General features: G+C 32.9%; 20 protein-coding genes. 17 read left to right on the top strand and 3 right to left on the bottom strand.

What is annotated here, in order from left to right; all coding sequences use genetic code 11:
- The first annotated feature begins 240 nt into the window (after positions 1 to 240).
- The 7 genes from E4N78_RS10675 (at position 241) to E4N78_RS10645 (ending at position 12,207) form a co-directional block, all read left to right on the top strand.
- Positions 241 to 2,088, top strand: a complete 1,848-nt coding sequence (locus E4N78_RS10675) for an ABC transporter ATP-binding protein (RefSeq protein ID WP_255810533.1) — start codon at positions 241 to 243, stop codon at positions 2,086 to 2,088.
- Positions 2,088 to 3,971 (top strand): ABC transporter ATP-binding protein, encoded by a 1,884-nt coding sequence (locus tag E4N78_RS10670; RefSeq protein WP_255810532.1) that lies wholly within the window; start codon positions 2,088 to 2,090, stop codon positions 3,969 to 3,971. Before E4N78_RS10675 ends, E4N78_RS10670 begins: the two co-directional genes overlap by 1 nt.
- Before the next feature lie 113 nt (positions 3,972 to 4,084).
- The gene (locus E4N78_RS10665; protein ID WP_255810530.1) at positions 4,085 to 5,224 is read left to right on the top strand and encodes an N-acetylneuraminate synthase family protein; all 1,140 of its coding nucleotides are present in this window, start codon (positions 4,085 to 4,087) and stop codon (positions 5,222 to 5,224) included.
- Between the two features lie 3 nt (positions 5,225 to 5,227).
- On the top strand, positions 5,228 to 5,644 hold the full coding sequence (locus tag E4N78_RS10660) for a J domain-containing protein (protein ID WP_255810528.1): 417 nt from the start codon (positions 5,228 to 5,230) through the stop codon (positions 5,642 to 5,644).
- An 11-nt stretch (positions 5,645 to 5,655) separates the two neighbouring features.
- On the top strand, positions 5,656 to 7,605 hold the full coding sequence (locus E4N78_RS10655; protein ID WP_255810527.1) for a hypothetical protein: 1,950 nt from the start codon (positions 5,656 to 5,658) through the stop codon (positions 7,603 to 7,605).
- A 1-nt stretch (position 7,606) separates the two neighbouring features.
- Complete coding sequence (gene dinB, locus E4N78_RS10650) at positions 7,607 to 8,794, top strand: DNA polymerase IV (protein WP_255810526.1); 1,188 nt, start codon at positions 7,607 to 7,609, stop codon at positions 8,792 to 8,794.
- Positions 8,791 to 12,207 carry a hypothetical protein gene (locus E4N78_RS10645; protein ID WP_255810525.1) on the top strand — a complete coding sequence of 1,139 codons (3,417 nt, stop codon included), beginning with the start codon at positions 8,791 to 8,793 and terminating at the stop codon, positions 12,205 to 12,207. Before dinB ends, E4N78_RS10645 begins: the two co-directional genes overlap by 4 nt.
- Before the next feature lie 36 nt (positions 12,208 to 12,243).
- Here E4N78_RS10645 and E4N78_RS10640 read toward each other — a convergent pair whose 3' ends face one another.
- Both E4N78_RS10640 and E4N78_RS10635 read right to left on the bottom strand, forming a co-directional pair.
- Positions 12,244 to 13,041, bottom strand: a complete 798-nt coding sequence (locus E4N78_RS10640; RefSeq protein WP_255810524.1) for a TIGR00282 family metallophosphoesterase — start codon at positions 13,039 to 13,041, stop codon at positions 12,244 to 12,246.
- A gap of 32 nt (positions 13,042 to 13,073) precedes the next feature.
- A complete protein-coding gene (locus E4N78_RS10635) occupies positions 13,074 to 13,895 on the bottom strand; it encodes a TatD family hydrolase (RefSeq protein ID WP_255810523.1) in 822 nt (273 codons plus the stop codon).
- Between the two features lie 65 nt (positions 13,896 to 13,960).
- On the opposite strand from E4N78_RS10635, the gene E4N78_RS10630 reads away from it, so the two are divergent.
- A complete protein-coding gene (locus E4N78_RS10630) occupies positions 13,961 to 14,173 on the top strand; it encodes a hypothetical protein (RefSeq protein ID WP_253697408.1) in 213 nt (70 codons plus the stop codon).
- A 63-nt stretch (positions 14,174 to 14,236) separates the two neighbouring features.
- Here E4N78_RS10630 and efp read toward each other — a convergent pair whose 3' ends face one another.
- On the bottom strand, positions 14,237 to 14,800 hold the full coding sequence (gene efp, locus E4N78_RS10625) for an elongation factor P (RefSeq protein ID WP_002677419.1): 564 nt from the start codon (positions 14,798 to 14,800) through the stop codon (positions 14,237 to 14,239).
- 334 nt (positions 14,801 to 15,134) lie between these two features.
- Here efp and E4N78_RS10620 point away from each other — a divergent pair, with 334 nt between their 5' ends.
- From E4N78_RS10620 to E4N78_RS10580, 9 genes are all read left to right on the top strand, one after another.
- Positions 15,135 to 16,463 carry a S41 family peptidase gene (locus E4N78_RS10620; protein ID WP_255810522.1) on the top strand — a complete coding sequence of 443 codons (1,329 nt, stop codon included), beginning with the start codon at positions 15,135 to 15,137 and terminating at the stop codon, positions 16,461 to 16,463.
- 275 nt (positions 16,464 to 16,738) lie between these two features.
- Positions 16,739 to 16,930 carry a hypothetical protein gene (locus E4N78_RS10615; RefSeq protein WP_255810521.1) on the top strand — a complete coding sequence of 64 codons (192 nt, stop codon included), beginning with the start codon at positions 16,739 to 16,741 and terminating at the stop codon, positions 16,928 to 16,930.
- Positions 16,931 to 17,107: 177 nt separating this feature from the next.
- A complete protein-coding gene (locus E4N78_RS10610) occupies positions 17,108 to 18,208 on the top strand; it encodes a S41 family peptidase (protein ID WP_255810520.1) in 1,101 nt (366 codons plus the stop codon).
- 228 nt (positions 18,209 to 18,436) lie between these two features.
- Entirely contained in the window at positions 18,437 to 18,610 is a 174-nt protein-coding gene (locus E4N78_RS10605) for a hypothetical protein (protein ID WP_255810519.1), read from the top strand.
- Between the two features lie 71 nt (positions 18,611 to 18,681).
- Positions 18,682 to 19,968, top strand: a complete 1,287-nt coding sequence (locus E4N78_RS10600; RefSeq protein WP_255810518.1) for a S41 family peptidase — start codon at positions 18,682 to 18,684, stop codon at positions 19,966 to 19,968.
- Positions 19,969 to 20,256: 288 nt separating this feature from the next.
- The gene (locus E4N78_RS10595; protein WP_255810517.1) at positions 20,257 to 21,456 is read left to right on the top strand and encodes a retropepsin-like aspartic protease; all 1,200 of its coding nucleotides are present in this window, start codon (positions 20,257 to 20,259) and stop codon (positions 21,454 to 21,456) included.
- 2 nt (positions 21,457 to 21,458) lie between these two features.
- The gene (locus E4N78_RS10590) at positions 21,459 to 22,820 is read left to right on the top strand and encodes a peptidase domain-containing ABC transporter (protein WP_255810516.1); all 1,362 of its coding nucleotides are present in this window, start codon (positions 21,459 to 21,461) and stop codon (positions 22,818 to 22,820) included.
- Positions 22,799 to 23,401, top strand: coding sequence for a beta-barrel domain-containing protein (locus E4N78_RS10585; protein ID WP_255810515.1), 603 nt, complete (start codon positions 22,799 to 22,801; stop codon positions 23,399 to 23,401). The genes E4N78_RS10590 and E4N78_RS10585 overlap by 22 nt, the downstream gene beginning before the upstream one ends.
- On the top strand, positions 23,398 to 24,783 hold the full coding sequence (locus E4N78_RS10580; protein WP_255810514.1) for a hypothetical protein: 1,386 nt from the start codon (positions 23,398 to 23,400) through the stop codon (positions 24,781 to 24,783). The genes E4N78_RS10585 and E4N78_RS10580 overlap by 4 nt, the downstream gene beginning before the upstream one ends.
- Positions 24,784 to 24,832 lie beyond the last annotated feature (49 nt).

Genomic DNA, 24,832 nt, shown 5'->3' with positions numbered 1-24,832 from the left:
GAAAATCACTCGGGATAGGCCTTCGGGAGAAACTTACCGCCTCGCTTTTTTGATTAGAACCGGCAACGGCCTTATCGTAGATCTTTAAATGCAGCAGTTTTGGAAAACAAATTATCCTCGCAGAAGTCAAATGTTTGGGATTGGAATGGTACTTTGCCGGCATTGAGACGATGAAAAATGTACGTCCTGTAAATTATCCGCCTTTGACACTTCTCCCTATTTATGTTATCATCTTTCCTTATGGAAAAAGAGGAAAAAAAAGAAGAACCTATAAAATACGGCATTTTAAGCAATGTTTGGTTTATGCTTGAAACATCTTTTAGGACATATAAGTCGGTGCCTGTTTTGATTTTGCTGGAATCCATTTTATATGTTGGAGATAATTTAATTTCGATATTTTTTGCACCTGCGGTTTTGAGCCTTATTCAAAGCAATGCTTCCATTAAAAATCTTTTAATAACTATTTTTGCCTTTGCTTTTTCTTTAATGCTTTTACGCGGTCTCCTTTCTTATCTGCGAACGAACCATCTATTCGGGCGGATTGGAGTTAGGAGTGAACTTATTTTTATGATAGGCAGTAAGGCGATGAACACTTCCTATAATAACTTGGATAATAAGGATTTTGAAGCAAAGAAAAATAAGGCGATGGATGTTACCGGCGGTAACTCGGAATCGGCCGAAGCTATTTGGACTACCTTGCAGGGACTTCTCCAATACCTTCTTTGTTTTATCATCTATCTTGTTATCCTTGCTTCCTTAAACCTTAATATAATTTTAATTACACTTTTGACAACCTGTGTGAGTTTTTTTATTACCAACAGTGTAAGCTCTTGGATGTATAAAAGGCGTGATGAAGAAAATAAACATGTAAATCATTTACGCTACATAACCCAAACCGGAAAAAATAAGCAGCTTGCAAAGGATATCCGCCTTTTCGGAATGGAGGCTTGGCTTAAAGAATTATATGAAAAGCATTTAAGGCTTTACAGCAATTTTCACCTCAAAGGAGAAAAGCGTTATTTTTTTGCCGACCTTGCAGACCTTGTTTTAACCTTTTTGCGGAACGGTCTTATTTATTATTGGCTGGTAAGTCTTGTCTTACAAAAAAATATAAGCGTTCCCCAATTTATTCTTTATTTTGCCGCAGCGGGAACTTTTACTCAATGGGTAAGCGGTATTTTAAATCAGTTTTCCATTTTGCATAAGCAAAGTCTGGATATTTCCCGCCTTAGAGAATTTTTTGAATTTAAAGAAGATTATCTATTTGAAAAAGGTGAAAAAGTTCCTCTACAAAAAGAAAACCTCATCGAGCTAAAAGATGTAAGCCTTTTATATTCGGAAGGCGGAACTCCTGTTTTGGATAGGTTCAATTTGACTTTGAAACCCAAAGAAAAACTTGCAATTGTCGGCTTAAACGGAGCAGGAAAAACAAGCCTTGTAAAATTGATTACCGGGCTTTATGATCCTACTCAAGGAGAGGTTTTGTTTAACGAAAAAAATATAAAAGAATTTAACCGAAGCGAATACTATAAGTGCTTTAGTGCGGTCTTTCAGGAGTTTTCGATTCTGCCTACCAGTATTGCGGTAAACATTGCACAGACCCGAGAAGGCATTAACAAGGAGAGGATTGAAAAGGTTCTAAAGCTTTCGGGCCTTTACGATAAGGTTCAAACTCTTCCCCAAAAAGAAGAAACCCGTCTTTGTAAGGACATCTTCTTTGATGCCGTAGAACTTTCAGGCGGCGAAACTCAAAAGCTCTTACTTGCAAGGGCTCTTTACAATGACAGGCCCTTTTTAATATTGGATGAACCGACGGCAGCCTTGGATCCTATCGCTGAGCATGAGCTTTATACTAAGTATAACGATTTATCGAAGGACAAAACTTCTATCTTTATTTCGCACAGGCTTGCTTCCACCCGCTTTTGTGACAGGATTATTTTTATAAAGGACGGAAAAATAATCGAAGAAGGCACCCATGATTCTCTTTTAAAAAAGGGCGGTGAGTACGCTCATCTTTTTGAAGTACAAAGCAAGTATTATAAGGAAGAACAGGATAAAGAATTGCCTGAAAGTTTAGGGGAAATCTGATGAAAACTGAAAAAGGATATAATAAAAAACGACATAACAAGGGCTTGAATCGGCGGGCTTTTTTGCTTCTCTTTAAAAAGGCTCCTTTGTTTTTTATTTCCGTGTTTGGAGAAAAAGTTTTTACAAGCCTCCTGCCCTTTATAGGTATTTTCTTTTCGGCAAGGATTATAAACGAGCTTGTTTTAATTTATTCAGGGAAAGGAGATTTATTAAAAATCAAAAGTTTGGTTTTACTCTCCTTAATTTTAACGGCTGTCTGCATGTTCGTTTCTTCCTTATTTAAAAGATGGGCAAACTATGAAGGCCGGAGCGTTGATTATAAACTGCAAGATATCTATATTCAAAAATTTTTAAGCATGGACTTTCAAGATGTTGAATCCGCAAAAACAAATGAAATTTATACAAGGATATGGCAAAATACAAATTACGGAGGCTGGGGCTTGGAAAAAATCCTATGGATCTATCCAAAGTGTTCTACTCATCTTACCTCCATTATTACTTCGGCTGCATTGAGTATAAGCCTTTTTAGTTTTAAGGTTCAAAGTTCTGAATTGGCCTTTTTAAACAATCCTTTGTTTATCTTTGTAATTCTTTTTAGTATTATACTTTTAATCCTCATTCCTGCAAAGCTTCAAACAATGTCCGATTCCTACTGGGCAATTGTTTCGGAGGATGCCACAGAAGGAAACAGGGTGTTTAGTTTTTTCTTTAGGCTCTTTAACGAAAAAAACCGAGCAATGGATGTGCGTATGTACGGCCAGCAAAAAGAGGGTAACATAATAAGAGCTTCCAGTAATATTTTTATGCCGGGCGGAAGGGTTTCGCAATATGCTAAAAAAGAGATGGGCTTTTTTGCCTTTTTATCGGCCTTTATTTCTACCTCTCTTTTAATAATCATTTACGGCTTTGTGGGGCTAAAGGCTTTAGGAGGAGCTTTCCCTGCCGGAAACCTCATGCAATATGCGGCAAGCATCACAGCCCTTTCTTCCGCCCTCACCGAAATCTTTACGGTTGCAGGTGAGGCAAAAAACAATAGGGAATTTTTAAAGGATGTGTTTGACTTCTTGGATATAAAAAACGGAATGTGTATGAACAATGCTCCGGTCAATTATCAAGCGCTTGATAAGCCTCTTATAGAATTTAAAAATGTTTCCTTTGCTTATCCCGATTCCGAAAAGACTGTTTTAAAGAATTTAAACCTTACTTTAAGGCAGGGCGAGCGGCTTGCCGTAGTCGGTAAAAACGGGAGCGGTAAGACTACATTTGTAAAACTCCTCTGCCGCCTCTATGACCCTGTTGAAGGCGAAATCCTTTTTAACGGGAAAAACATAAAAGAATATGACTATAAAGAATACCTAAATCTTTTTTCCGTAGTTTTTCAGGATTTTAAACTCCTTGCCCTCCCTCTTGCCCAAAACATTTCGGGTGGAGAGGCCTACGATAAACTCAAGGTCTTGGAAGTTTTAAAAAATACCGGTCTCGATCTTTCTAAATTTAAAAATGCGGAGGAAACTTATCTTTATAAAAACTTCGATGATGAAGGCGTAAACATTTCAGGCGGGGAGGGGCAGAAGATTGCAATAGCCCGAGCCCTTTATAAAGATGCTCCCCTTATAATCTTGGATGAACCTACAGCCGCCCTCGACCCTATTGCCGAAGCCGAAATCTATTCCAAATTCGACGGTCTTGTAAAAAACAAAACCTCCCTGTATATTTCGCACCGCCTTTCTTCCTGTAAGTTTTGTTCCCATATTTTGGTCTTTGACGCTGGTCTCATAGTTCAAGAAGGCAGCCACGAAGAACTTTTAGCGGAAGACGGCCTTTACAGTAAATTGTGGAACGCCCAAGCACAGTATTATCAAACACAGTATTTACTCAAGTAAAAATCTAACCTAAATGATTTATGTGATGAACGGATTTTTTCGGTTAGATTTAACTTGAGGCAATGCGTCATCTTGTTTTTTTTTAAGATTTGATGTAATATTTTGCGGATATTATGAATACTAAATATGAAGAGTTTAGGCTCGGTCCGGAAGTTTTTTCAATAAAAAATCCTCTTACAATAGCAGAAATAGGAACAAGTCATAACGGCTCTATTCAAAAAGCTAAGAATTTAATAGATGCAGCTGCAGATGCAGGAGCAAGAGCCGTAAAATTTCAAATTGTTTATGCAGATGAAATTCTTCATCCTAACACCGGATATGTGGATTTGCCTACAGGAAAGATTCCTCTCTATGAGCGTTTTAAAAGCTTAGAAGTTTCTATAAGCTTTTATAAAGAGCTTGCCGAATACAGCCGATCAAAAAAACTTTTGTTTTCAGCCAGTCCTTTCGGACTTAGATCTGCAGCAGAGCTTGTTTCTCTTGAACCTGATTTTATAAAAATAGCTTCGCCTGAACTTAATTATGTACAGCTTTTAAAATATTGTTCCCGATTTAATGTCCCTATGATTTTATCGAGCGGTGTTTCTCTTTTAAAAGATATTGAAAAAGCTTTAAATGTTTTACGCTCTGAAAATAAAGACTTGAGTCTAGCTCTCCTTCACTGTATTACATCTTATCCCGCGCCCGAAAAAGAATACAATATTTCGGTAATAAAAAATTTGAGCAGTATTTTCGGCATTGCATGCGGAGTAAGCGATCACTCTTTAGATCCGATTTTAGTTCCGGCCTTAACGCTCGCATCAGGAGGTTTTATAATCGAAAAACATATTTGTCTATCACGTCAAGAAAGCGGACTTGATGACCCTGTTGCCCTAGAACCTGAAATGTTTAAAAAAATGTGCAAATTCTTAAAAGAATTCTCATATCAAGATAAAGAACGGATTATTGATGACTTAATAAAATTAGGTTACTGTTTAAATCTGATAAATGAAGTAATAGGTTCAGGTGAAAAAAAATTAAGCGAGGCAGAAAAAGACAACTATGGAAGAACTAATCGCTCTATTCATTATTTGGAGAATCTAAATGCCGGTACGGTAATAAGTGAAAAAGATGTAGCCGTTTTGCGTACCGAAAAAATTTTATCTGTAGGAGAATCGCCTGAAATGCTCGAGTATTTTATCGGGGCTGTTTTACAACAAGAGGTAAAAGCCGGGGATGGACTTTTGATACGGCATTTTCTTAAAAAGGATTAAAAGATGAGCAAAAAAAATTATTATGATGGACTTGGCGGATTTTTACGGGATGCTCTTTCATCTGATGAAGACCCTTTTGAAGCTGCCGCCCAAAGGACAGGAGGCCGTTATCGCACAATAGGCGGCAGGATAGAAAGAAGACCGCCTCCTAAGATAGATAAATCCGTAAAGCGCATTCCTGTTCCTCCAGAATTGATAGAAGACTTTGCCGTTTTAAATGTTTTACCGGGGGTGCCGCTAGATGAGTGTAAAAAAGCATGGAAGCATTTAATCAAAAAATACCATCCTGATTTGGAAACTCAGCAAAAAAAACAAAAAGAAGCAAATGCAATTATAAGAAGAATAAACAACTCCTATAGAAAAATAGAAGCTTGGTTTAAAACGGGTGCAATTTTATCCGAAAAAGATTTAAATGTATAAGGAATAATAAATTGAAAAACAAACTTATTTTAGTTTTAGTTTTTTTTCTCTTCTTAAAATCTTATGCGGAAAATATTGTGTATGAAATAGGGCCTAATACTGAGGATGTAATTGTATTTACCGCTTCGCGTACGCATAATAATGAAGCTACTTCCTCTACAAAACTTTTGGAAGATTTTGCAAAAAAGCTTGAACACGAAATACTTAAGCTGCGTGTTATAATTATAATTACCGATAATGATACGCCGGACTTGCCGGAAACTGTCGGTATAAAAAAACATCAAAATACTCAGAAAATTATTTCAATGATAGCTCAGAGCAAATCCTCAGTTGTTTTTATATTATCCGATGGGCCATCTGATAAAGTTATTTTAACTCCCGGAGCTGCAAATAAAACATCTCCTCCATGGATGATTGAGGATATTCATTTTGCTTTAAAAAAACAAAATATACCTTTTAATTTAAAATATAATAATATTATTTTATATCGGCTTGGAATAATAAATGATGATATATTGGCTGAATATTTGGAAAAAGATATTCCTGCAATAAAACTGTCTTCAAATGCTGATATACGTCCATCTCTCCTTTCTTTAATAAGCATCTATTCCAATGGTATTTCATCTCAATGGGATAAACATTATAATATAAAAGAAATATTCGGCCTTAAAATTATAAGTGAAAAAAACTTGGTTATTTTAATACTGATAATTACATTATCGACTTTATTTTATATTTTCTTATTTAGTTTTTTATCTGGAAAAAGACGAGAAAAAAATATTAGCGATCTTTTATTGCTTTGGAAAGTTCCGATTCTATTTTTTATAATCAATATGTTTGCTCTTTATTTAGGTGAATATGTAAGCTTGTTTTTATTTTATCTTAAATTCGGATTTAAAGAATCTATTAACTTTTTGCCTATTATAGCAATTATTATCAAATTTTTATTTGCAGCATTGATAAGTTCTTCGTTTATATATATAAACAGATACTTAAAATTACCGAATAATGCTTTTATTTACGGATATTTAGCAAGCATCGTTTGCTTTTTTAATATATTTATTTTTTCCGGAGTTAATTTATCATTAGCAATTATGCTTTTGGAAATCTATGTTTTATCTTTTATCTCATATCATTTTGAAAAATTATATTCCCAGCTTATATTTTTTATTTTAAATATTATATTGTTTGCATATTATTTTTATGATATTTTGTTTATTAAAGATAATATTATTAATGTTTTGTTTTATTCCAACAATGGTTTAGCAGCAATTTTTATTCTTCCTTATAGTTTAATGTTTGTAAAATTTTTTATGCAGCTCAAGAAAGAGCATCCTAATATAAAACACCTTTCAAAAATAATTACAAGCATACCGCTCTTTTTTTTAATATTATCAATTGCAGTTGTTTTAATTTATCCCTCTTTTTTAAAGGTATCGGATAAGACCGAATTTGTTACATATAACATCGAAGACGGTAAAAAGTATATTTCGATTCTTTCCAGTATAAAAACAGACCAGAAAAATTTAGATGCAGATAAAGAATTACCTGAGCTATCCTCCATTACAGCTGATGATTTTTTAAGTATACAAGCAGTATCTAAAAATTACCTTGAAAGAGTTATAAGCGAAATAAATATAAAACCGCTTATTAAAGCTGCCATTATAAAAGTTATTATGACCAGAGATGACGGTTTTCCTGTTTATGAGGCTAATATGGAATTTAAAAAGCTTAATGAAGGTAAAAGTGCCGAATTTGTTTCCGGTCTTGATTTAAGTGAACCCTTTTCGATAAGATTTTCAGGAGAAAAAAATTCTGTTTTAAAAGTAAAAGTTCTTGCTTGGTTTTATGACAATCCTTTAATTTCTAATTTTACACTTTCCAATGAAAATTTAAAAAATAAGAAGCTGATTTTTCATGTAATAAAAGAATTTAATTTATTGCCCGATACGGAGATTTAAAATGGATAAGGAAAAAGTATTCTTTCATGTTGACATAGATGCTTTTTTTGCTTCAGTTGAACAGCTTGACAATCCGGAATACCGGGGTAAACCTGTAATTGTAGGAGGTCAGTCGGAAAGAGGTGTTGTATCCACTTGTTCTTATGAAGCACGTCAATTCGGAGTACATTCCGCAATGCCTATTTTACAAGCAAAGAAGCTTTGTCCTTCGGGTATTTTTCTAAGAGGCAGGATGGGACGTTATCATGAGAAGTCAAAAGAGGTGATGGCTATTTTTAAAGATTTTACTCCCGAAATAAAACAAATTTCCGTGGACGAAGCTTTTTTAAATATGACCGGTATGGAAAAAATATTGGGCGAGCCTAAAGATTCAGCCTTGCTTTTAAAAAAAACTGTAAAAGAGAAAACCGGTTTAACCGTTTCGATTGGATGTGCTCAAACAAAATATATTGCAAAGATTGCTTCAGGGCGCTCAAAGCCTGACGGTCTTTTTATTGTGCCCGCCGGTGCTGAAATCGATTTTATGAAAAGCCTTTCATTAAAGGATGTATGGGGAGTAGGAGGGAAGACCAGAGAAAGGCTTATATCTGCAGGACTAACTACCGTTGCAAAAATTCTTAATTCGAGTGAACATCTTTTGCAGAGCATTTTAGGGAATGCATCCGGCAGCTTTTTATTTCAGGCCGTACGGGGAGAGCTTTATGATGTTTTTAGTGATGATGTTAAGTCTCATTCGATAAGTACGGAACGAACCTTTGAACATGATTTATTTTCTCATGCTGATATAGATGATGTTATGTTTTATCTTGCATCTGAACTTATGTATAGGATATTTGATGAGAAGGTAAAAGGGAAAACCGTTTCAGTGAAAATACGCTATAATGATTTTACTACTGTTTCAGTTCAATCGACGGGAGAAGTTGTTAATGATACTCAGGATTTATTTGAGCGGGCTAAAGAACTTTTTTATAAAAAATTCGATAATAAAACACCAATAAGGCTGCTGGGCTTGTGCATTATGAATGTTGAGTCTGATGCTCCTGAAGCGCAAGCCGAATTGTTTTATAGCGAGAAAAATATAAAAAAAAGAAAAATAGAAGAAGCTATGTATCAGCTTACAAAAAAAGAAGGGAAAAATATTTTAAAACCTGCCCGCCTTTTTAAAAAAGATGAGGAGAATAATAAATGAAAAAAATAATTTTGATGGTGTTTATTTTTTTTAGTTTTATACCTTCTTTTGCAGATGAAGTTAAAAATTTAGATTATGGAATTAATTTAATAAAAAATAGGACCGGTGAAAATAAGGCTGGGCAATACTTTAAAAATTTCGATAAGGAAAACACCATTCTGTTTTTGGATGGTTTTTGGGATGTAGAATTTTTAGGCCTTTCATCTTTTGAATTCTTTAATTCTTATGTAAAGGTGAATTCTTTTCAAGGTGTTTTTAAGCAAAAAGCAAATTTATCTTTGTGGCTTTTACTGAATAAAAGCTTTTATTTTGAAACTCTTTATAAAGATGATTATACTAAAAGCTCATTGGCTTTTGGATATTTAGGAAAAGACGAATCTCCTATAAAACATATACGCGCGGGTAACAGTAATATAAAATTCCCTCTTAATTACGGATATATAAATACAGGCGGCGGTAAGTTCATAAGCCCCGGTATTATGGGTGTTTTTGCAGGGAAAAATTGGCAAGCCGATACGGTCTTGAGATATGAAAGCTCCGAGTATAACTCTAAAATATACTACGGCAATACCGAAGTAGTAGAAAATAAAATTTCCATCAATGCGTGGCAAAAGGCTTGCCATTTTTATATTCCGGTAGAAAGATTATATGGATCACAGATTTTTGTTTTTGTAAAAGATTATAAAGGAGCTCAATGGCGTTCTTTAAGTCAAGATGAGTTTTCAGTAGATGTTCGTTTAAAAGTTTTATCTTTAAAAAAATCTTATCCTGAAGGAGTTGCTATAAATTATTTTGATTTAGAGTCCCATCCTTCCGATTCGAATAATATTGCAAATAAATATTTGGGTGAGATTAAAGATTATTTTTCTGTATTAAGTCCAATTCCTGCCGCGACTGAAATAGTTGATTTTATTAATAACCACTTGACAATAGAGTCATATAAAAAAAATATTTTTGGAAAAGATTGTTTGATTTTAAAAGAGAAAAAATTTTCACCATTTGAAATTGCCTCACGATATAAAATAGCTCAAACAGGGACTGATTTTTCTTCGGTAATTATTGATATAAATAATCAAAATGAGAGCCCGGATTTTACGGCGAGCATAGAAATGACGGATAATTTTTTGAGTGATTTTCAAAAACTGAAATTTATTCAGGTTTTACAATCAAATAAATATTATGACTTTAGTAATCCTGAACAAATGTTTCCATTCCTTAAAACTGATTATAAAATATATCTCCCCAATAATTTGGATGAATCTAATTTAAATTTCAAAATATTATGTAAAACTTATACGCCTTCTCCTGATTTTGTTTTACCTGATGCATCCATTCCGGGAAGCATCCGTGTTTTTAAGAATAAAATAAGAATATTTAATTTTGAATATAATGAGTCAAGTCATATTTTAACGATTTATGAACCCATTCTTTCAAATGATATTATAGAGATTCAATGGAAGGAGGGACTCATTTATTCTGATTCAGGCTTAATTCGGTTTGCAGCAGGCGCCCGTTGGTATCCTCTTAATGGTTTAGAAACCTTTTTTGCGGGTTCAGGAGATTGGGAAATTACAAAACAGAAAACAAATCCGATAGATGTCTATAAACTATCGGGAGGAATAGACTATAAAAATAAAAATATAAAAACCGGATCCGTATTAGGCTTTGAAGCTGAAACTGATAGGAATAAAAAACCGGGAGAACAAACTTATTCTTTTAAAAATAAATCTTATTTTAATTATGCTCTAATGGGGAATCTTTTTTTTAAAAATGATGTACCTATAATTTCAAACCCTTCTTTTTATTTTGAAGAAAATTTTGAGGCTGGAACAAATACTGCAAATATTAATATAAGGACAAAAGCTTCTTTAGATATATGGAAAATAAAGCTTGCAGGTTCATTATCTTTAAAAAATAATTTTTTGACTTATAATACTTCTTCGAAAATTATTGAAAGTTACGGTCATTCCATTATAATACCTGTTTATTTTTTTACGGCAGCGGAAGATTTTTTTGTAAACCGTTATGATAAAATTCTAAGAAGAGAGTCTAAGCTTATATTTCAAAAGTATGTTGATATTAATTATTTGACTTCTATCGACTATAATAAAGAATATACTTCGCAAAAAATAAATGTATTACTTTCCCCTATCATTCCTGCTGCTGACTTTGGTCTTATATATACACATCTTAATTTTTTTATAAATCAAAAATATAAAACTGTTTTTGATCCTTCAGGACATTCTTATCCTTCGGTATGGACAAAGAGTTTAGTCGACATGTATTCCAAAGGGGAAAAAAATGCTGAAGATAGAAACGGGGGTATAAGTTTTTTACTTAATTATTTCCCTAATAGTAAAGAAGATACCGGAATAAGATTAACGGGGCTTAACTTTGAAGCTTTTTCAAAGACAAATTTTAAAAATAAAATAACAAAACATTCCATAGACGAAACAGGTTTTGAGATTTCAATACCTTTTAACACAGGCGGCATGTTTTTCTCTCCAATTATTAAAAGGAAGATAACAAAAGAAAAACGGGGAACTGAAGCTGAAAAACAAGTATCTTATGCTGCAGATTTGAATTCATTATTTTTAGGTATGGGTTCGCAGTATTGGCTTTTTTCCAAGCCTTTTTTTTATGATATGTTTGATCAAAAAATAAACTCTCAAATCCAAACTTCAAATAAAAATTTGTCATATTTTTTTCTAAATTCCTACGGCTTTAATTTTTCTCGATTAATAAGCGGTTCTATTAAAGATTTATACATCCCTTTGGAATTAGGAATGTCTTTATCCAGATTAGTTCAATCATCACAAATAAATACTCCGGTAAATATTTATGGTATTGACTTTCTATTTAAGTATACCGGCTTAAATATTTCAGGTAAATATGGTCATTTCGATTGGTTTAAATTTTATGACCAAGATGAATTAAACAGACTTTATAAATTCGGTTTTTCATTCGGTGAGAATTATTTTAAATTTAGATTTAATTCTATCCACAGCCTTTATTTTTTCTTTACTTTAAATGATAAACTTGGATTTGAAAATGAATTCTTATATACTGCTGCAAAAACAGGTACAGGAAAGTTTATTACAGACGAATGGAAAGAAAAATTCAGTTTTATATTTTTGTATAGAGGCGGCCGCTCTCTTCCCCGTCTGATTATAGAAAGCTTTTCAAAAATACCATTACTGGATAAACGAGAAGAGCGATTATCATTAGAATTTTCACAGAGCAAAGATATAGGAAGGCTTATGTATAAGCTTTCATTTAAACATTCTCAGTCTACAAAAATAGGGGAACATGGTGAAGTAAAAATATTTGCAGAATTGGAAGGGGCTTCTACAACATCGAATTCTTTTTTGCTCAACGTAAATGCAGGAATTTCAGGAAAGGTAGATTTTTAAAAGTTTTAGCATTTGTTTAATCGATCTATGATGCTTCTAAGAGCTGATTTGAATTCTTTTTACCGAAACGGCTTTTTTTGTTTCGCTGTCTATCTCTGCAACTAAACCGCAAAATATTGCAACTCCGTCTTCAAGCACTTCTACACGCTGAGGTACCTGACTCTTTGTTCTTGTGATGGCGATAAAAGGACTTCCTCCTATTACGGACTCTTTGGCTCCTATCATTCCAAGGTCGGTAATATAGGCCGTGCCGTTCGGTAAGATTCTTTCATCTGCCGTTTGGGTATGGGTATGAGTTCCTGCAAAAACAGATACCCTGCCATCAACGTAGAAGGCCAAAGCTTCTTTTTCCATTGTGGATTCCGCATGAAAGTCTATGATGTTAATTGACTCGGATAAATTATTTTCATTTTGCGAAGAGAAAAGAAAATCAATGGACTGGAATGGACAGTCGATAGCCCTCATGTTTTCCCTTCCTTGAAGATTTATTACGCTGTATTTGATTCCGTTTTTTTCGATAAGGGCGAGCCCCGAACCTTGAGCAAATGGAAAATTATGAGGCCGTAAAACCCTTTTGTCCTTGCCGAAATTCATACGGATTTCAAACCTTTCCAGAGTATGATTTCCGCCGGTTATAACATCAACTCCTGCATTAAAAAAGGCTTCCGTTTGATCGTCTTTTATTCCTACACCGTGGGCTGTGTTTTCTCCGTTTACCACACAAAAATCTATTTTTCCTTTTTTTATTATCAAGGGCAAATGTTTTTGTAAGGTTTCAAGACCTAAGTTGCCGCAAACATCTCCGCCCATAAAAATTCTTATAAATTGTTTCATAAGGTTTATTTTAAAATAAGATGAAAAAAAAATCAATTGCCGTCAAAATTGATATTATATGCTTTTTTAAAATTTTCAAAGATTGAATCTTTTAATTCTTCCAGATAATTTTTATAAGTTTTTTCATCATAGTTTGAAAGTCCCTCGGTTTGTGACCTTAATTTTGCAAAAACCGAAAACACTTTTTTTATATCTGTGGGAAGTGAAAATTTTTCTTCTTTTAGACTCATGTATGGGGCGTCGGTTTCGGTTAAGATTCTATCCTTTTCTAAATTTGCCGCCGTTTCAAGCTGGGCTTTTTGCCCTCGGAGCAAACCCTTACCGATACAAAAATAGGCATTTACTCCTTTTTTTAGAAATGACCTTGCTTCCGTTACGGAGCCTGCCCATCCGTGGAAGATAACCGCATTTATTTTGTTTAGAGTTTTTACATCATCGAATATGAGGTGCATTCCTTTTCGGCAGTGTACAACTATGGGGAGATTAGATTTTTGGGCAAAAGCCAGTTGGGTCTTCCCTACTTTTTTTTGAGCTTCTAATGTGCTTTTATAATGTTCGTCAAAGAGGTCAAAACCGCATTCCCCAATGGCTGCTATTCTTTTTTCGGTTAAAAGTTTTTCTAAATATGGTATTTCGTCTTCTATCGGGCATTGAGGGTGTATGCCGAAAGAAAGGATAAAATGCTCGGAATTTTCTCTGCATATTTTTTCTTGAATTTCAAAACGGACGGACTCATTTGCAGAAGCACAAAAAAATATCTCCTTGTCAAAGGTTTTTAAAATCGGATTTTCTATATTTTGAGAATTTAATTCTTCTATCGTATCTAAAATATGAACATGGGCATCGGTATACATGGGAGTCATTATATCCTAAAGGTATTATTTTGTATACCGAAAATAGTACTATACGGAGGGAAAGTATGAAATTATATTCGATAAAAACTACTCAAGGCGATGCCTCATATTGTTCTATTTTGCAAGAAACCGATGCCGGATACATCCTGCGTATTTGTATGGATAAAGAGGGTTATCAAAAGGTAAGTGAAGATTTTATAGAAAAAGATCTTTTTGATATGTGCATCCGCACAGGCTACATTCACGAGCTTTCGGAAGCAGCTTCCGTAGTAGCTTAGGCTTCATTTAATAAGACGGTAATTATGGCTTAGTCTCGTAATTACCGTCCTTTTCCGTAAAGGTTAGCTGTTAACTCTTTCCTGATATTCGTTAGTTTCGGTGTTTACAAGTATTTTTTCGCCCTGTTTAATAAATAGGGGAACACGAACTACAAGACCTGTTTCGGTAACTATGGGTTTTGTTGCTCCCGAAACGGTATCTCCCTTTATATAGTTTTCGCTTTGCTCTACAATAAAAATCATCTTTGTGGGAATCCTTACATCGATAGGTTCGTTTTCCCAGATGAGAATATCGTATTCATCGCCTTCTCTTAGATAATGTTCCTTGTCGCCTATTGTTTCGGCGGGTACGGAAATGGATTCAAAACTCTCCGTATCCATGAACATAAACTGGTCGCCGTCCTTGTATTGATACTGACTCTTGTGTGTATCTACTACCGCATCTTCAACGGTGTCTGCTGTTTTGATAGTCTGCATCAAAACAGAACCGTCTCTCAGATTTTTCATTTTAACACGGGCAAAGGCCGCACCCTTTCCGGGGTTGACAAATTCCCTCTCAACAACTAAATAGGGAGTTCCCTTATTGAGCAAAACCGTGCCCTTAGCTATATCTCCGCCTCTAATCATTTTTCACCTCATTTAAAATTGTGCGATATTTTAGCATTTTTGATGTTTTTATGCAAGAGTCTTGATTTTAAAAATTTTTCGTTAATTTAGCTTTTAGTTCTCCGCTTTAACCGCGGAGCTCGCAAAGGACACAAAGAATTTTTTAGGGTGTTTTTATAACCAAATCTTTAATATCCCTTTGCGGTCTTGGCGTTCGCTGCGGTTTATTAAAAATAGATAAAATATTTGTAAACATCACTTGACGAATAAATAAAGTATGCTATACTTTTTTATAGAAAATAATATTGAATTTATTTGCTTATAGGTCTAGCGGTCTATAAAAAAAAGGTTTTATATGAATAAAAGAACATTATTTACACTTATCACAGTTTTAGTTCTTGCCGGAATTGCAGCTTGCGTTATCTTTATTTATTATATTCCATATCAAAAGGAATATGCTTTATATAAAGATACTTTTATGCCTAAACAAAAGATGCAAGATGATTTTGATTATGTTTGGGACTTCGTTGAAAACGGTTATCCTTTTAAAAATGTATGTATCAGAGCCGGGGCCGATTTAAAAAACATTAAGGAAGAGTATTTGAATCGTCTTAATGAACCTAGAAATGAATATGAGTATTGTTTATTTTATCTCGGTATGTTTAATAGAATAACAGGTAATAGACAGATAGGGCATCTAAGCATTTATGACCCTAATCAAACAGATACTAAAACAAGAAAAGTTCAAAACACGCGTATTTACGATACGGATGATGAAGTAAACCGTTTTTATGAAAAAGCTGTAATGAATATGGTTCAATCTCTAAAACAAGATAAGCTCGGAGGCTTAGAAAAAAAATATGGAGTCGAGATACCTGTAGATAAACGCAGCTTTGACGAGGCAAATGCCGCAATGCTTGAAAGCCGAATAATTGAAGATAAAGCAATAGCTTATCTCAATATAAAAGGTTTTTCACCCTATGGAGCTCATGATGCTTATATTCAAAATTTAACCGGTATATTAAAATCTTTTGAAGGATATAAACATCTTATTATAGATTTGCGTGAAAATTCAGGCGGTCATTCCTATCTATGGCGTAAGTATATAGTTGCTCCTCTTATTAAAGAGCCTATCACATATTTTGCTTTAGTTGCTTATAACAGCAAAAATAAATTTTATAAAATACTTGAAGATAATTTTTTTGATAAACCTTTCGGGACAAAGGACAATATAGATGATAGCGATTTTGCTAATTTGAATAAGGAAGACAGAAAAGAATTTGATTCGGCTATCGATTCAGGTTTTACCATAAGGCCTTCTGAAGAAAGAATAAATTTCCAAGGCAGAGTATGGATATTGATAGGGCCTGATACTATTTCTGCTGGAGATCAGTTTGCGTATTTTGCAAAATATAAAAATGATGCCTATATAAATTTTGCTACAGTAGTCGGTGCTAACACTGGAGGAGAGGGGCTCAATCTTTTACCAAATCGCCTTTACTTAAAACTTCCCAAGAGTCATATGCTAATTCAAAGCGATATGGGCTACGGATTTAATCCTGACGGTTCATGTAACAGTGAGACGGGAACATCTCCGCATATAAAAAATCTCCCCGATAAAGATGCTTTAGAGACTTGCTTAGCTGAAATACATTTAATTGAAAGTCAGCTAAAAAGGAATTGATAAATAAAAAAGTTAGGGGAGAGGACAAACTTTTGATGGAGCAACAAGTGTCATTGGTTAATTTAACCGCCAAGCACGCGAAGGGCGCAAAGAATTTTTTAGGGTGTTTTTATAACCAAATCTTTAATATCCCTTTGTGGCCTTGGCGTTCCTTGCGGTTTATTTTATAGAAACACTTGACATATTGCAAAAGTATGGTACACTTAAAGTAAGATCTTTTTAAAAGACTAAAAATATTTAAGTTTAGGTGTAGCAGCCTAAACAAAGTAGTTTTTGTGAAAGATTTATTGAACAATGGGTTTCAGCCTGTAACTGAAACGGAGATGGTAATGGTTGAGGGAGGAAGCCCTACACCTCCGGGAGTTGAACCCGGTCCTGCTCCTGATGATGCAGGACAATATCCAAAACAACCCAAAAAAGGCGGAGTAAAGATTCCGGCTGCTCCTCCATTGAATAATAACAACTAGAATTTGACAGAGGCAGAAGCCTCTGTCAGTTTGAACTATATATGAGGATAAGTATTGAAGAAAATAAATCTATTTATTAATAGTATTTTTATACTTTTTATTAGTTGTCTTTTATTATTTTCTGTTGTTCTTTCCAAAAAAAAAGATGGTTCGTTGCGTTTTATCTCTTATAAAAAAATGAAGGCAGATTATGAATATTTTTGGGACTTTATTTATACGGGTTATCCTTTTACTGAAGTGTGTGAAAGAGCTGGAGGCGATTTAAAACAAATAAAGAATGAAACTTATGAGGATTTAAAAAAATTAAAAACTGAAGCCGAGTATTGTAGTTTTTATTATTCTCTATGTGAAAAGATTAGCTCAAAGAAACACTTTGGACATTTATTTGCGGTTTCACAACATGCTTATAAAGAACACTTTTACCAACAAGAATCCAACATTGTTTTATCATCATATATTCCGCTTATAACAAAATTTTATGAAAACGTGGTAAAAGAATACGGAAAAAATAAAAATGAATATGATTTGACTATCACAAAAAAAATAATCGATGAGAATAATATTGCTTACATTAAAATTAATTCTTTTTATCAATCAACATATAATGAACAAGAGGCATATATAAAGGCTGTTAATGATTTTTTTATTCAAACTGAAAACTATGAACACATAATTATAGATATTTCAGAAAATAAAGGCGGTTTTCCTGAAAATGCTGTTTATTTAATTGAAGGAAATATAAAAAGAAATACTTATTTTGAAAAATACGGCTTATATACTGAAAATAAATTTACCAAACCTTATATAGATATTTTATTTCAAAAAAATAATCGTATTAAAAAAATTGATATATCAAAAGTGCCGAATATTGGTAATAGAGAGAAAGAAAAATTTGATAAGGCTTTTTATATTAAAGACTATGTTGCGGTAAGACCAATATTGAATTATAAACCTTGTAAAGATAAAAAATTCTGGATTCTTATAAGTAGAAAAACTTATTCGGCATCTGACGAGCTAGCCGATACTTGTAAAAGGATAGGTTTTGCAACTTTAGTAGGAGAAAATACAGGCGGATCTGGCGGAGGCATTCACTGGCCTATGCATATAGTTTTACCTAATAGCGGTTTATTGATAATGTTTGATTTCATGTACAGTCTCAACCCTGACGGCTCTTGTCATGACGAAACAGGCACCGCCCCCGATATTTATAATCTCCCCGGTAAAGATGCCTTAGAGACCTGCTTGGAAGAGATAAGAAAGTTAGAATCGAGAGATTAATTTAACCGCAGAGCCCGCTAAGAACGCAAAGAATTTTTTAGGGTGTTTTTATAACCAAATCTTTAATATCCCTTTGCGGTCTTGGCGTTCCTTGCGGTTTATTTTATAGAAACACTTGACATATTGCAAAAGTATGGTACACTTAAAGTAAGGCCTTTTTAAAAGACTAAAAATATTTGGATTTAGGCGTAGGAACCTAAACAAAGGAGTTGTTTTATAAAAGATTTATTGAACAAAGGGTTTCAGCCTGTGTCTGAAACGGAGATGGTAATGGTTGAGGGAGGAAGCCCTACACCTCCGGGAGTTGAACCCGGTCCTGCTCCTGACGATGCAGGACAATATCCCAATGATCCCGAACCTGGAACTGGAGGAGGAGGAAATAATTCATACTCCAACCAATAGGGTAATATGATCCAAGGAAAAACCTGCACGGTCTTTTATAGGCTGTGTGGGCTTTATATATGTATAATACAATGAAAAGGAAAAAACTAATACTTAAAGCCATTTGGGTTTCTTTTATATCATTATATATTATAATTTCTCTTCTCATCTCAAAAAAACATGATACAATATCCGGTTTTATTTCTGCCGAAAAAATGAAAGCCGACTATGAATATTTTTGGGATTTTATTTATAACGGCTACCCCTTTACCGAAGTTTGTGAACGCAAGGGAGCGGATTTAAAAGAAATAAGGCAGTCTGGATATAGGTATTTAACGGATCCTATGATGCAGTATGGATATTATTCTTTCTATATGGATTTATGCAGAAAAATTACAAATGGTAGGTACATGGGACACCTTTATCCCGCTAATTATTATGATTTTCGCTCTAATTTTTATACAATACCTATATATAAGAATTTCATAAAAGATATGCCTCTCATTAATTCATTTTACAATAAGTTGAGGAAGGTATCGGAACTTAATACTCAAAAAAAAATATTTATATCTTCTCTTACTAATAGATTTCCTATGCTTGTAAATAATAATACTAATAATAAGTTAAAAGTAAATAAAAACGTAATTGAAGAAGGTAAAATAGCCTATATTAAAATTCATTCATTTTATATAGATTCGAATTTTGAAAGAAATGAATATATAAAATTTGTTGATGAGTTCTTTATTGAAACTTATAATTATAAACATATAATAATTGATATAAGAAATAATGGCGGCGGCTCTGAACGCAATTATGAATGTTTAATAACTCCTAATTTAGAAAAAAATATAAGCTTTTTTTACTATTATCTTTATAATGAAAACAAATATACAAATATTTGGATAAAAGATCTTTTTAAAGAATATCCTAAAACAAAAGAAAAGATAGAAAAATCTGAAATACCCAATGTAAAAAATTGCGGGACAGTAAAAAATGATGAGGCTATAAAACTTAAAAATGTATTGGCCTCTAAACCTATATTCGGTCATAAACCTCGTACAGGTAAAAAATTTTGGCTTCTTGTAAATGGGGGTTCATATTCGGCGGCAGATCGTTTTGCTGATGTTTGTAAAAACACGGGGTTTGCAAAACTAGTCGGCGAAAGGACCGGTGGAGCGGGCACAAATGGAATATATCCTGTTTATATAGTTTTACCTAACAGCGGTTTATTGATAAAGTTTGATTTTATGTACGGTTTAACTGAAGATGGATATTGTACAGACGAATTTGGAACCGCCCCCGATATTTATAATCTTCCCGGTAAAGATGCCTTAGAGACATGTTTGGAAACTATAAGAAAATTAGAATCGAGAGATTAATTTAACCGCCAAGCTCACGAAGTACGCAAAGAATTTTTTAAGATGTTTTTATAACCAAGTCTTTAATATCTCTTTGCGGCCTTGGCGTTCCTTGCGGTTTATTTTATAGAAACACTTGACATATTGCAAAAGTATGGTACACTTAAAGTAAGTTTTTTTTAAAAGACTAAAAATATTTGGGTTTAGGTGTAGGAACCTAAACAAAGTAGTTTTTATGAAAGATTTATTGAACAATGGGTTTCAGCCTGTGTCTGAAACAGAGATGGTGATGGTTGAGGATAGAATAAAATGTTAAAGCTTTGCCGGAGATTTTTATTTTTTTTACTTTGTTTGATTCTATTTTCATGTAAAGGACTTACTGAAAAGAATATTAATAATCAAGAAAAAATATTTGAATTTGAAGTACGTTCTGAAGCTAGGATAGTTCTTCCGGCAAAACTTGGTAATGTGTCTTGTAACTTAATGATAGATACAGGATGTGATTCTTCGGTCATCTCAGAAGAATTTGCAAATAAAATCGGTAAGAGGTTTTTATTTCCTACAATTATTAAGACATTTTCAGGAAGCGGTATTAGCCTTGGCGGCAGATGGAAATCAAAGGATGTATTAAAAATAGGAAGTTTTAATTTCGGAAAGTTACAATTTGTTATTGGTGAACTTGATGATTTTATGCTAAAAAATATTCACGGAATAATCGGTACTGATATTTTACAAAAATGTATTTTAAAATTAGATTATTCAAAAGGGAAAGGGTATCTTATTCCTCGGCAGATTTTCGATGATAAGGAATACTCAAGATATGAAAAAGTAAAGATAGATAAAAAAAGTTTGATGCCTGTAGAAGTTGAAAATAAAAAATATAAGTTACTCGTAGATTCGTGTGCAGCAGGTGTTTTTTTGGATATCGATAATAAAATAACTTTTACCGATTCGGTTGTTTTAAAAAACATTGAAACGCAGTATAACACTATTGTTTCCCCTATGAAAATTAATGGTAAATTGTGCCTGTCTCAAAAAGGGATAAAATTAAATAATATTACTATTGGTGATATTGTGTATCAGACATATAAATTCTCTAAAAAATTTATATTTGCTGCAGAGGATATAGTAGCAGGTATGATATTTATATCCAAGTTAAATTGGATTTTTGATTATTACAATAATTCGGTATATATTTTTAAACCCGATAATTTTACTTCCGATTTTAAAGAATATAAAATTGAAGAAGTTGTTTTGTACCGTAAATTAAATGCTCTATGGTTAAAATGGAAAAATAATGAAAATCCTCTTATAAATATAACAGATATTAAAAACAGTGATAAAATTATTGAAATCAATGGAGTGCCTTTTAAAGACTGTATTGAAAAACTGGGCTATGAAAAAGGCTATGACGTTTTTTTATCGGGAATTGAAAGTTTAGATTTTGATTCTCTTACCGTTATAAGGGAAAATAAAAAAGTTATTCTAAATCGAAAAGAAAAAAAATAGGTATGAAACTTATCAGGCAGTTTGACGGGACGGATTGCGGGGCGGCTTGTCTTGCGATGGTTGCATCCCATTACAAAGCAAAATACTCTGTAACATCGATCCGTGAGATTGCCGGAACCGATACGCACGGTACAAATCTTGCGGGTCTTGTAAAAGCGGGTGAGGCTATGGGCTTTTCGGTGCAAGTTTTAAAAGGCGATAAGGAAGCTCTAAGCCAAGACCTGCCGCTTCCCTTTATTGTCCATATAAAAAAATGTGAAGAAAAAAGAGAATTTTTTCATTTTGTTGTTGTCAAAAAATTAAAAAACAAAAAACTTACAATATACGATCCTTCCGGGGAAAAGAAAAAAATTGATATTGAAGAGTTTGCAAAAACATGGACGGGGTATACTGTTTTTCTTAGTCCCTCAGCCGAGTTTAAAATACAGGATAATACCAAAGGATTTTTTGAACGCTTTGCTCCGCTTTTAAAACCCTATATCCACGAAATAATTCAAGTTATAATAGCATCTTTTTTATTGACCTTTTTGGGTATTATAAGTTCCCTTTATTTTAGATACATAATAGATGATGTAATTTACTCAAAAGCTTTTACATCTCTTACAAGTCTTTCTATAGGAATAATTGTTTTAACTCTTTTTTCGTCAGGACTTTCTGCGGTGCGTTCTCATATTATTTTGTTTTTTTCGTTAAAAATGGATTACCATCTTATCTTTTCATATTTTAAGCATGTGTTTTCTCTGCCTATAAAATTTTTTGATACAAGAAAAACGGGCGAAATTCTTTCCCGCATAAATGATGCTCAAAAGGTCCGTTCTGCCCTTTCAGGAACTGCCGTTTCGGTTGTCATTGATTCTTGTATGGTAATTATTGCAGGCGTGGTACTTTATTTTAAATCTCCCTTTCTTTTTTGGATAGGTCTTATTACCGTGCCTTTATCTTCCATTATAATATGGCTTTTTTCAAAAAAATTTGCAAAGGGCTACCGTGAGCTTATGGGACAATTATCCGAAGTACAGTCATACTTGGTTGAAGCCGTTTCAGGGGCGGCCTCATTAAAAGCTCTTAATGCAGAAGATTCAGTTTATGATGAATATGAAAAAAGAGAGGTTAAGGCCGTAAAAATAAACTATAGGCTTGGAGTTTTAAGCAATATTCAGTCTTTTTTAAATTCTATTTTGACGGGTTGGAGTTCCAACATTATTTTTTTTGTAGGGACTTATTTAATTTTAAAAGATCAATTTACTGTAGGACAGCTTATCTCATTCAATGCTCTTTTGGGCTTTTTTACAGGCCCTTTACAGAGGTTTTTGACGCTGCAGCCTAGTTTGCAGGAAGCCGTTTGGGGGAAATTTTCGATTTAAAAAAGGAAATAGCAGATGAAGGGTATTGGATAAAACCTGAAAAAATTTTAGGCAATATCGAAATCAAAGACCTGATTTTTAGATATGGAACACGTAAGCCTGTTTTAAATAAGATATCTTTAAATATAAATGCAGGAGAAAGTATAGGCTTTGTCGGAGCATCAGGCTCGGGAAAAACAAGCCTTATTAAACTGCTTTTAAAATTTTATTCGCCTGAATCAGGCTCAATAAAAATTGACGGACATAATATTGAAGAATTAAAAGCCGAGTTGATAATATCTGATAAGGATATAGCCGAATTAAAAATCGGTATGGAAGTAAATTTAAAATTTACGGCACTTCCGCCTTCTGAATACGGTGTTTTAAAGGGGGTAATTACAAATATTTCCAATGATAGCTTTAATAATCAAAATACTTCCTCATTTTTTTTAGTTGATACCGATATCCTTTCTTCTTCTTTAAAAAATAATGAGCAAAAGGAAGTTAAGTTAAAGCCCGGAATGAGTACCGAAGCCCATATTATAATAAAACGTAAAACAATTATAAAATTTATTTTAGAAAAACTGGATTTTGTTAAATGAAACGTATTGGTTTAATATTAATTTTTTTTATTTTCCCGTGTTTAATTTTTACTGAGAGCCGTGATTGGGATGTTTTTTTTAACGAGCGGCTTTCATATTCTTTGTCTGCTTCCTTAAATGATATAGAATTTAAAAAAATAGAGCTTTTAGAATATAAAGAAAAAACAAAATGGATTCCCTCTCTTTCTTTTGATTTTCCAAAGCTATTTGCGTGGAAAAATATTCCTGTAGAGCTTAGTGGTGCAAATTCTTTAATTAAGACAAAATATATTGATGTTTTTGACGGTAAGTATTCTTTAGTGCTAAATCAAGCTTTACCCTCAGCCGGAAATATTTTATTTTCATTTAATTTTAATTATGAATATCTATTACAAAGTAAGGAATTTAAACAAATTCCATCTTTTACAATTCAATTTAGTCAACCCATAACTAAATATAGTTTCAGCTTTGTAAATGAAGCAAAAAAAATAAGTTTTTTAAAAAAATCGGTTAAAGAAAAAAGATTTGCACTCTACGCAGATTTTATTAAAACATTTTTAAAATCGGCTTTAAATATTGAAGTTTTAAATGCCGAATCGGCATATTTAAAAAACAAATATCTTTATGCAGCTGAACAGTACTCTACAGCCGAAATAGAATTTAAAAAAGAAAGATTAAAACTAGACGCCTTATTACAGATAAAACAAAAAATGATTGAGGCAAAGCAAGAATATGGCTTAAATCTGAATTCTTTAAATAGATTAAAAGAAGAGTTTGTTTTAAATTATAATTACGAATATTCTTTAATGAATGAAGAAGATATGTCTTCTCTTCTTGAGTTTTTAGAAAATGTTTTTTTAGACTCATATACTTTTGATATACAAAATACTGAATATGAAATATTTTTACTGAATGCAGAAAAAGAACAAGCTTATATTAAAAATGCCCCTCGTTTTAATATAGGTTTTTCTCATACTCCTAATACATTAAAAACTAGGTTCTATTCTTACACTGCATCATGGCAAAATCTTAAACAAATCGAATGGCTGCCTGAATTATTTATATCTTTTTCTTGGACTCCCGACTATACTTTTACACAAAAAAAAGAAATAGATTTAATCGATTTAAAAATATCTTATGCAAAAAATAAACTTAAAACTTTAAAAGAAAAAAAAGAAATTAAAAATAAGGCTAAAACATTACGAATAAAAAATCTAAAAGAAGATTTACATATTCTTTCTGAAAATTTAAATCTTTGTCTTGAATTAAATGAAGAATATAAAAAGCTTTATAAAGATGGAGTTATAACAAACCTTAGTTTATTGGAATACACTGTAACCCCTTCTCGACAAAGATTTTTAAAATTGAAAAAACTTAAAGACCTGATTTTAGAAATATTTTAAAAATTATAAATTTATGTAAAAAACACTTGACATATTGCAAAACTATGGT

The organism is Treponema denticola, from assembly GCF_024400535.1.
Classification (GTDB): Bacteria; Spirochaetota; Spirochaetia; order Treponematales; family Treponemataceae; genus Treponema_B; species Treponema_B denticola_C.
Note: the sequence above shows the minus strand (reverse complement) of the source record. Positions and strands in the feature narration are given on the sequence as shown.

Excerpts from the sequence above, each read along its gene's own strand:
- E4N78_RS10635 (WP_255810523.1), bottom strand. The coding sequence starts at position 13,895 with ATGTATACCGATGCCCATGTTCATATTTTAGATACGATAGAAGAATTA.
- efp (WP_002677419.1), bottom strand. The coding sequence starts at position 14,800 with ATGATTAGAGGCGGAGATATAGCTAAGGGCACGGTTTTGCTCAATAAG.
- E4N78_RS10645 (WP_255810525.1), top strand. The coding sequence starts at position 8,791 with ATGAAAAAAATAATTTTGATGGTGTTTATTTTTTTTAGTTTTATACCT.
- dinB (WP_255810526.1), top strand. The coding sequence starts at position 7,607 with ATGGATAAGGAAAAAGTATTCTTTCATGTTGACATAGATGCTTTTTTT.
- E4N78_RS10630 (WP_253697408.1), top strand. The coding sequence starts at position 13,961 with ATGAAATTATATTCGATAAAAACTACTCAAGGCGATGCCTCATATTGT.
- E4N78_RS10590 (WP_255810516.1), top strand. The coding sequence starts at position 21,459 with ATGAAACTTATCAGGCAGTTTGACGGGACGGATTGCGGGGCGGCTTGT.
- E4N78_RS10610 (WP_255810520.1), top strand. The coding sequence starts at position 17,108 with ATGAAGGCAGATTATGAATATTTTTGGGACTTTATTTATACGGGTTAT.
- E4N78_RS10595 (WP_255810517.1), top strand. The coding sequence starts at position 20,257 with ATGTTAAAGCTTTGCCGGAGATTTTTATTTTTTTTACTTTGTTTGATT.
- E4N78_RS10670 (WP_255810532.1), top strand. The coding sequence starts at position 2,088 with ATGAAAACTGAAAAAGGATATAATAAAAAACGACATAACAAGGGCTTG.
- E4N78_RS10675 (WP_255810533.1), top strand. The coding sequence starts at position 241 with ATGGAAAAAGAGGAAAAAAAAGAAGAACCTATAAAATACGGCATTTTA.
- E4N78_RS10665 (WP_255810530.1), top strand. The coding sequence starts at position 4,085 with ATGAATACTAAATATGAAGAGTTTAGGCTCGGTCCGGAAGTTTTTTCA.
- E4N78_RS10620 (WP_255810522.1), top strand. The coding sequence starts at position 15,135 with ATGAATAAAAGAACATTATTTACACTTATCACAGTTTTAGTTCTTGCC.
- E4N78_RS10660 (WP_255810528.1), top strand. The coding sequence starts at position 5,228 with ATGAGCAAAAAAAATTATTATGATGGACTTGGCGGATTTTTACGGGAT.
- E4N78_RS10580 (WP_255810514.1), top strand. The coding sequence starts at position 23,398 with ATGAAACGTATTGGTTTAATATTAATTTTTTTTATTTTCCCGTGTTTA.
- E4N78_RS10640 (WP_255810524.1), bottom strand. The coding sequence starts at position 13,041 with ATGAAACAATTTATAAGAATTTTTATGGGCGGAGATGTTTGCGGCAAC.
- E4N78_RS10600 (WP_255810518.1), top strand. The coding sequence starts at position 18,682 with ATGAAAAGGAAAAAACTAATACTTAAAGCCATTTGGGTTTCTTTTATA.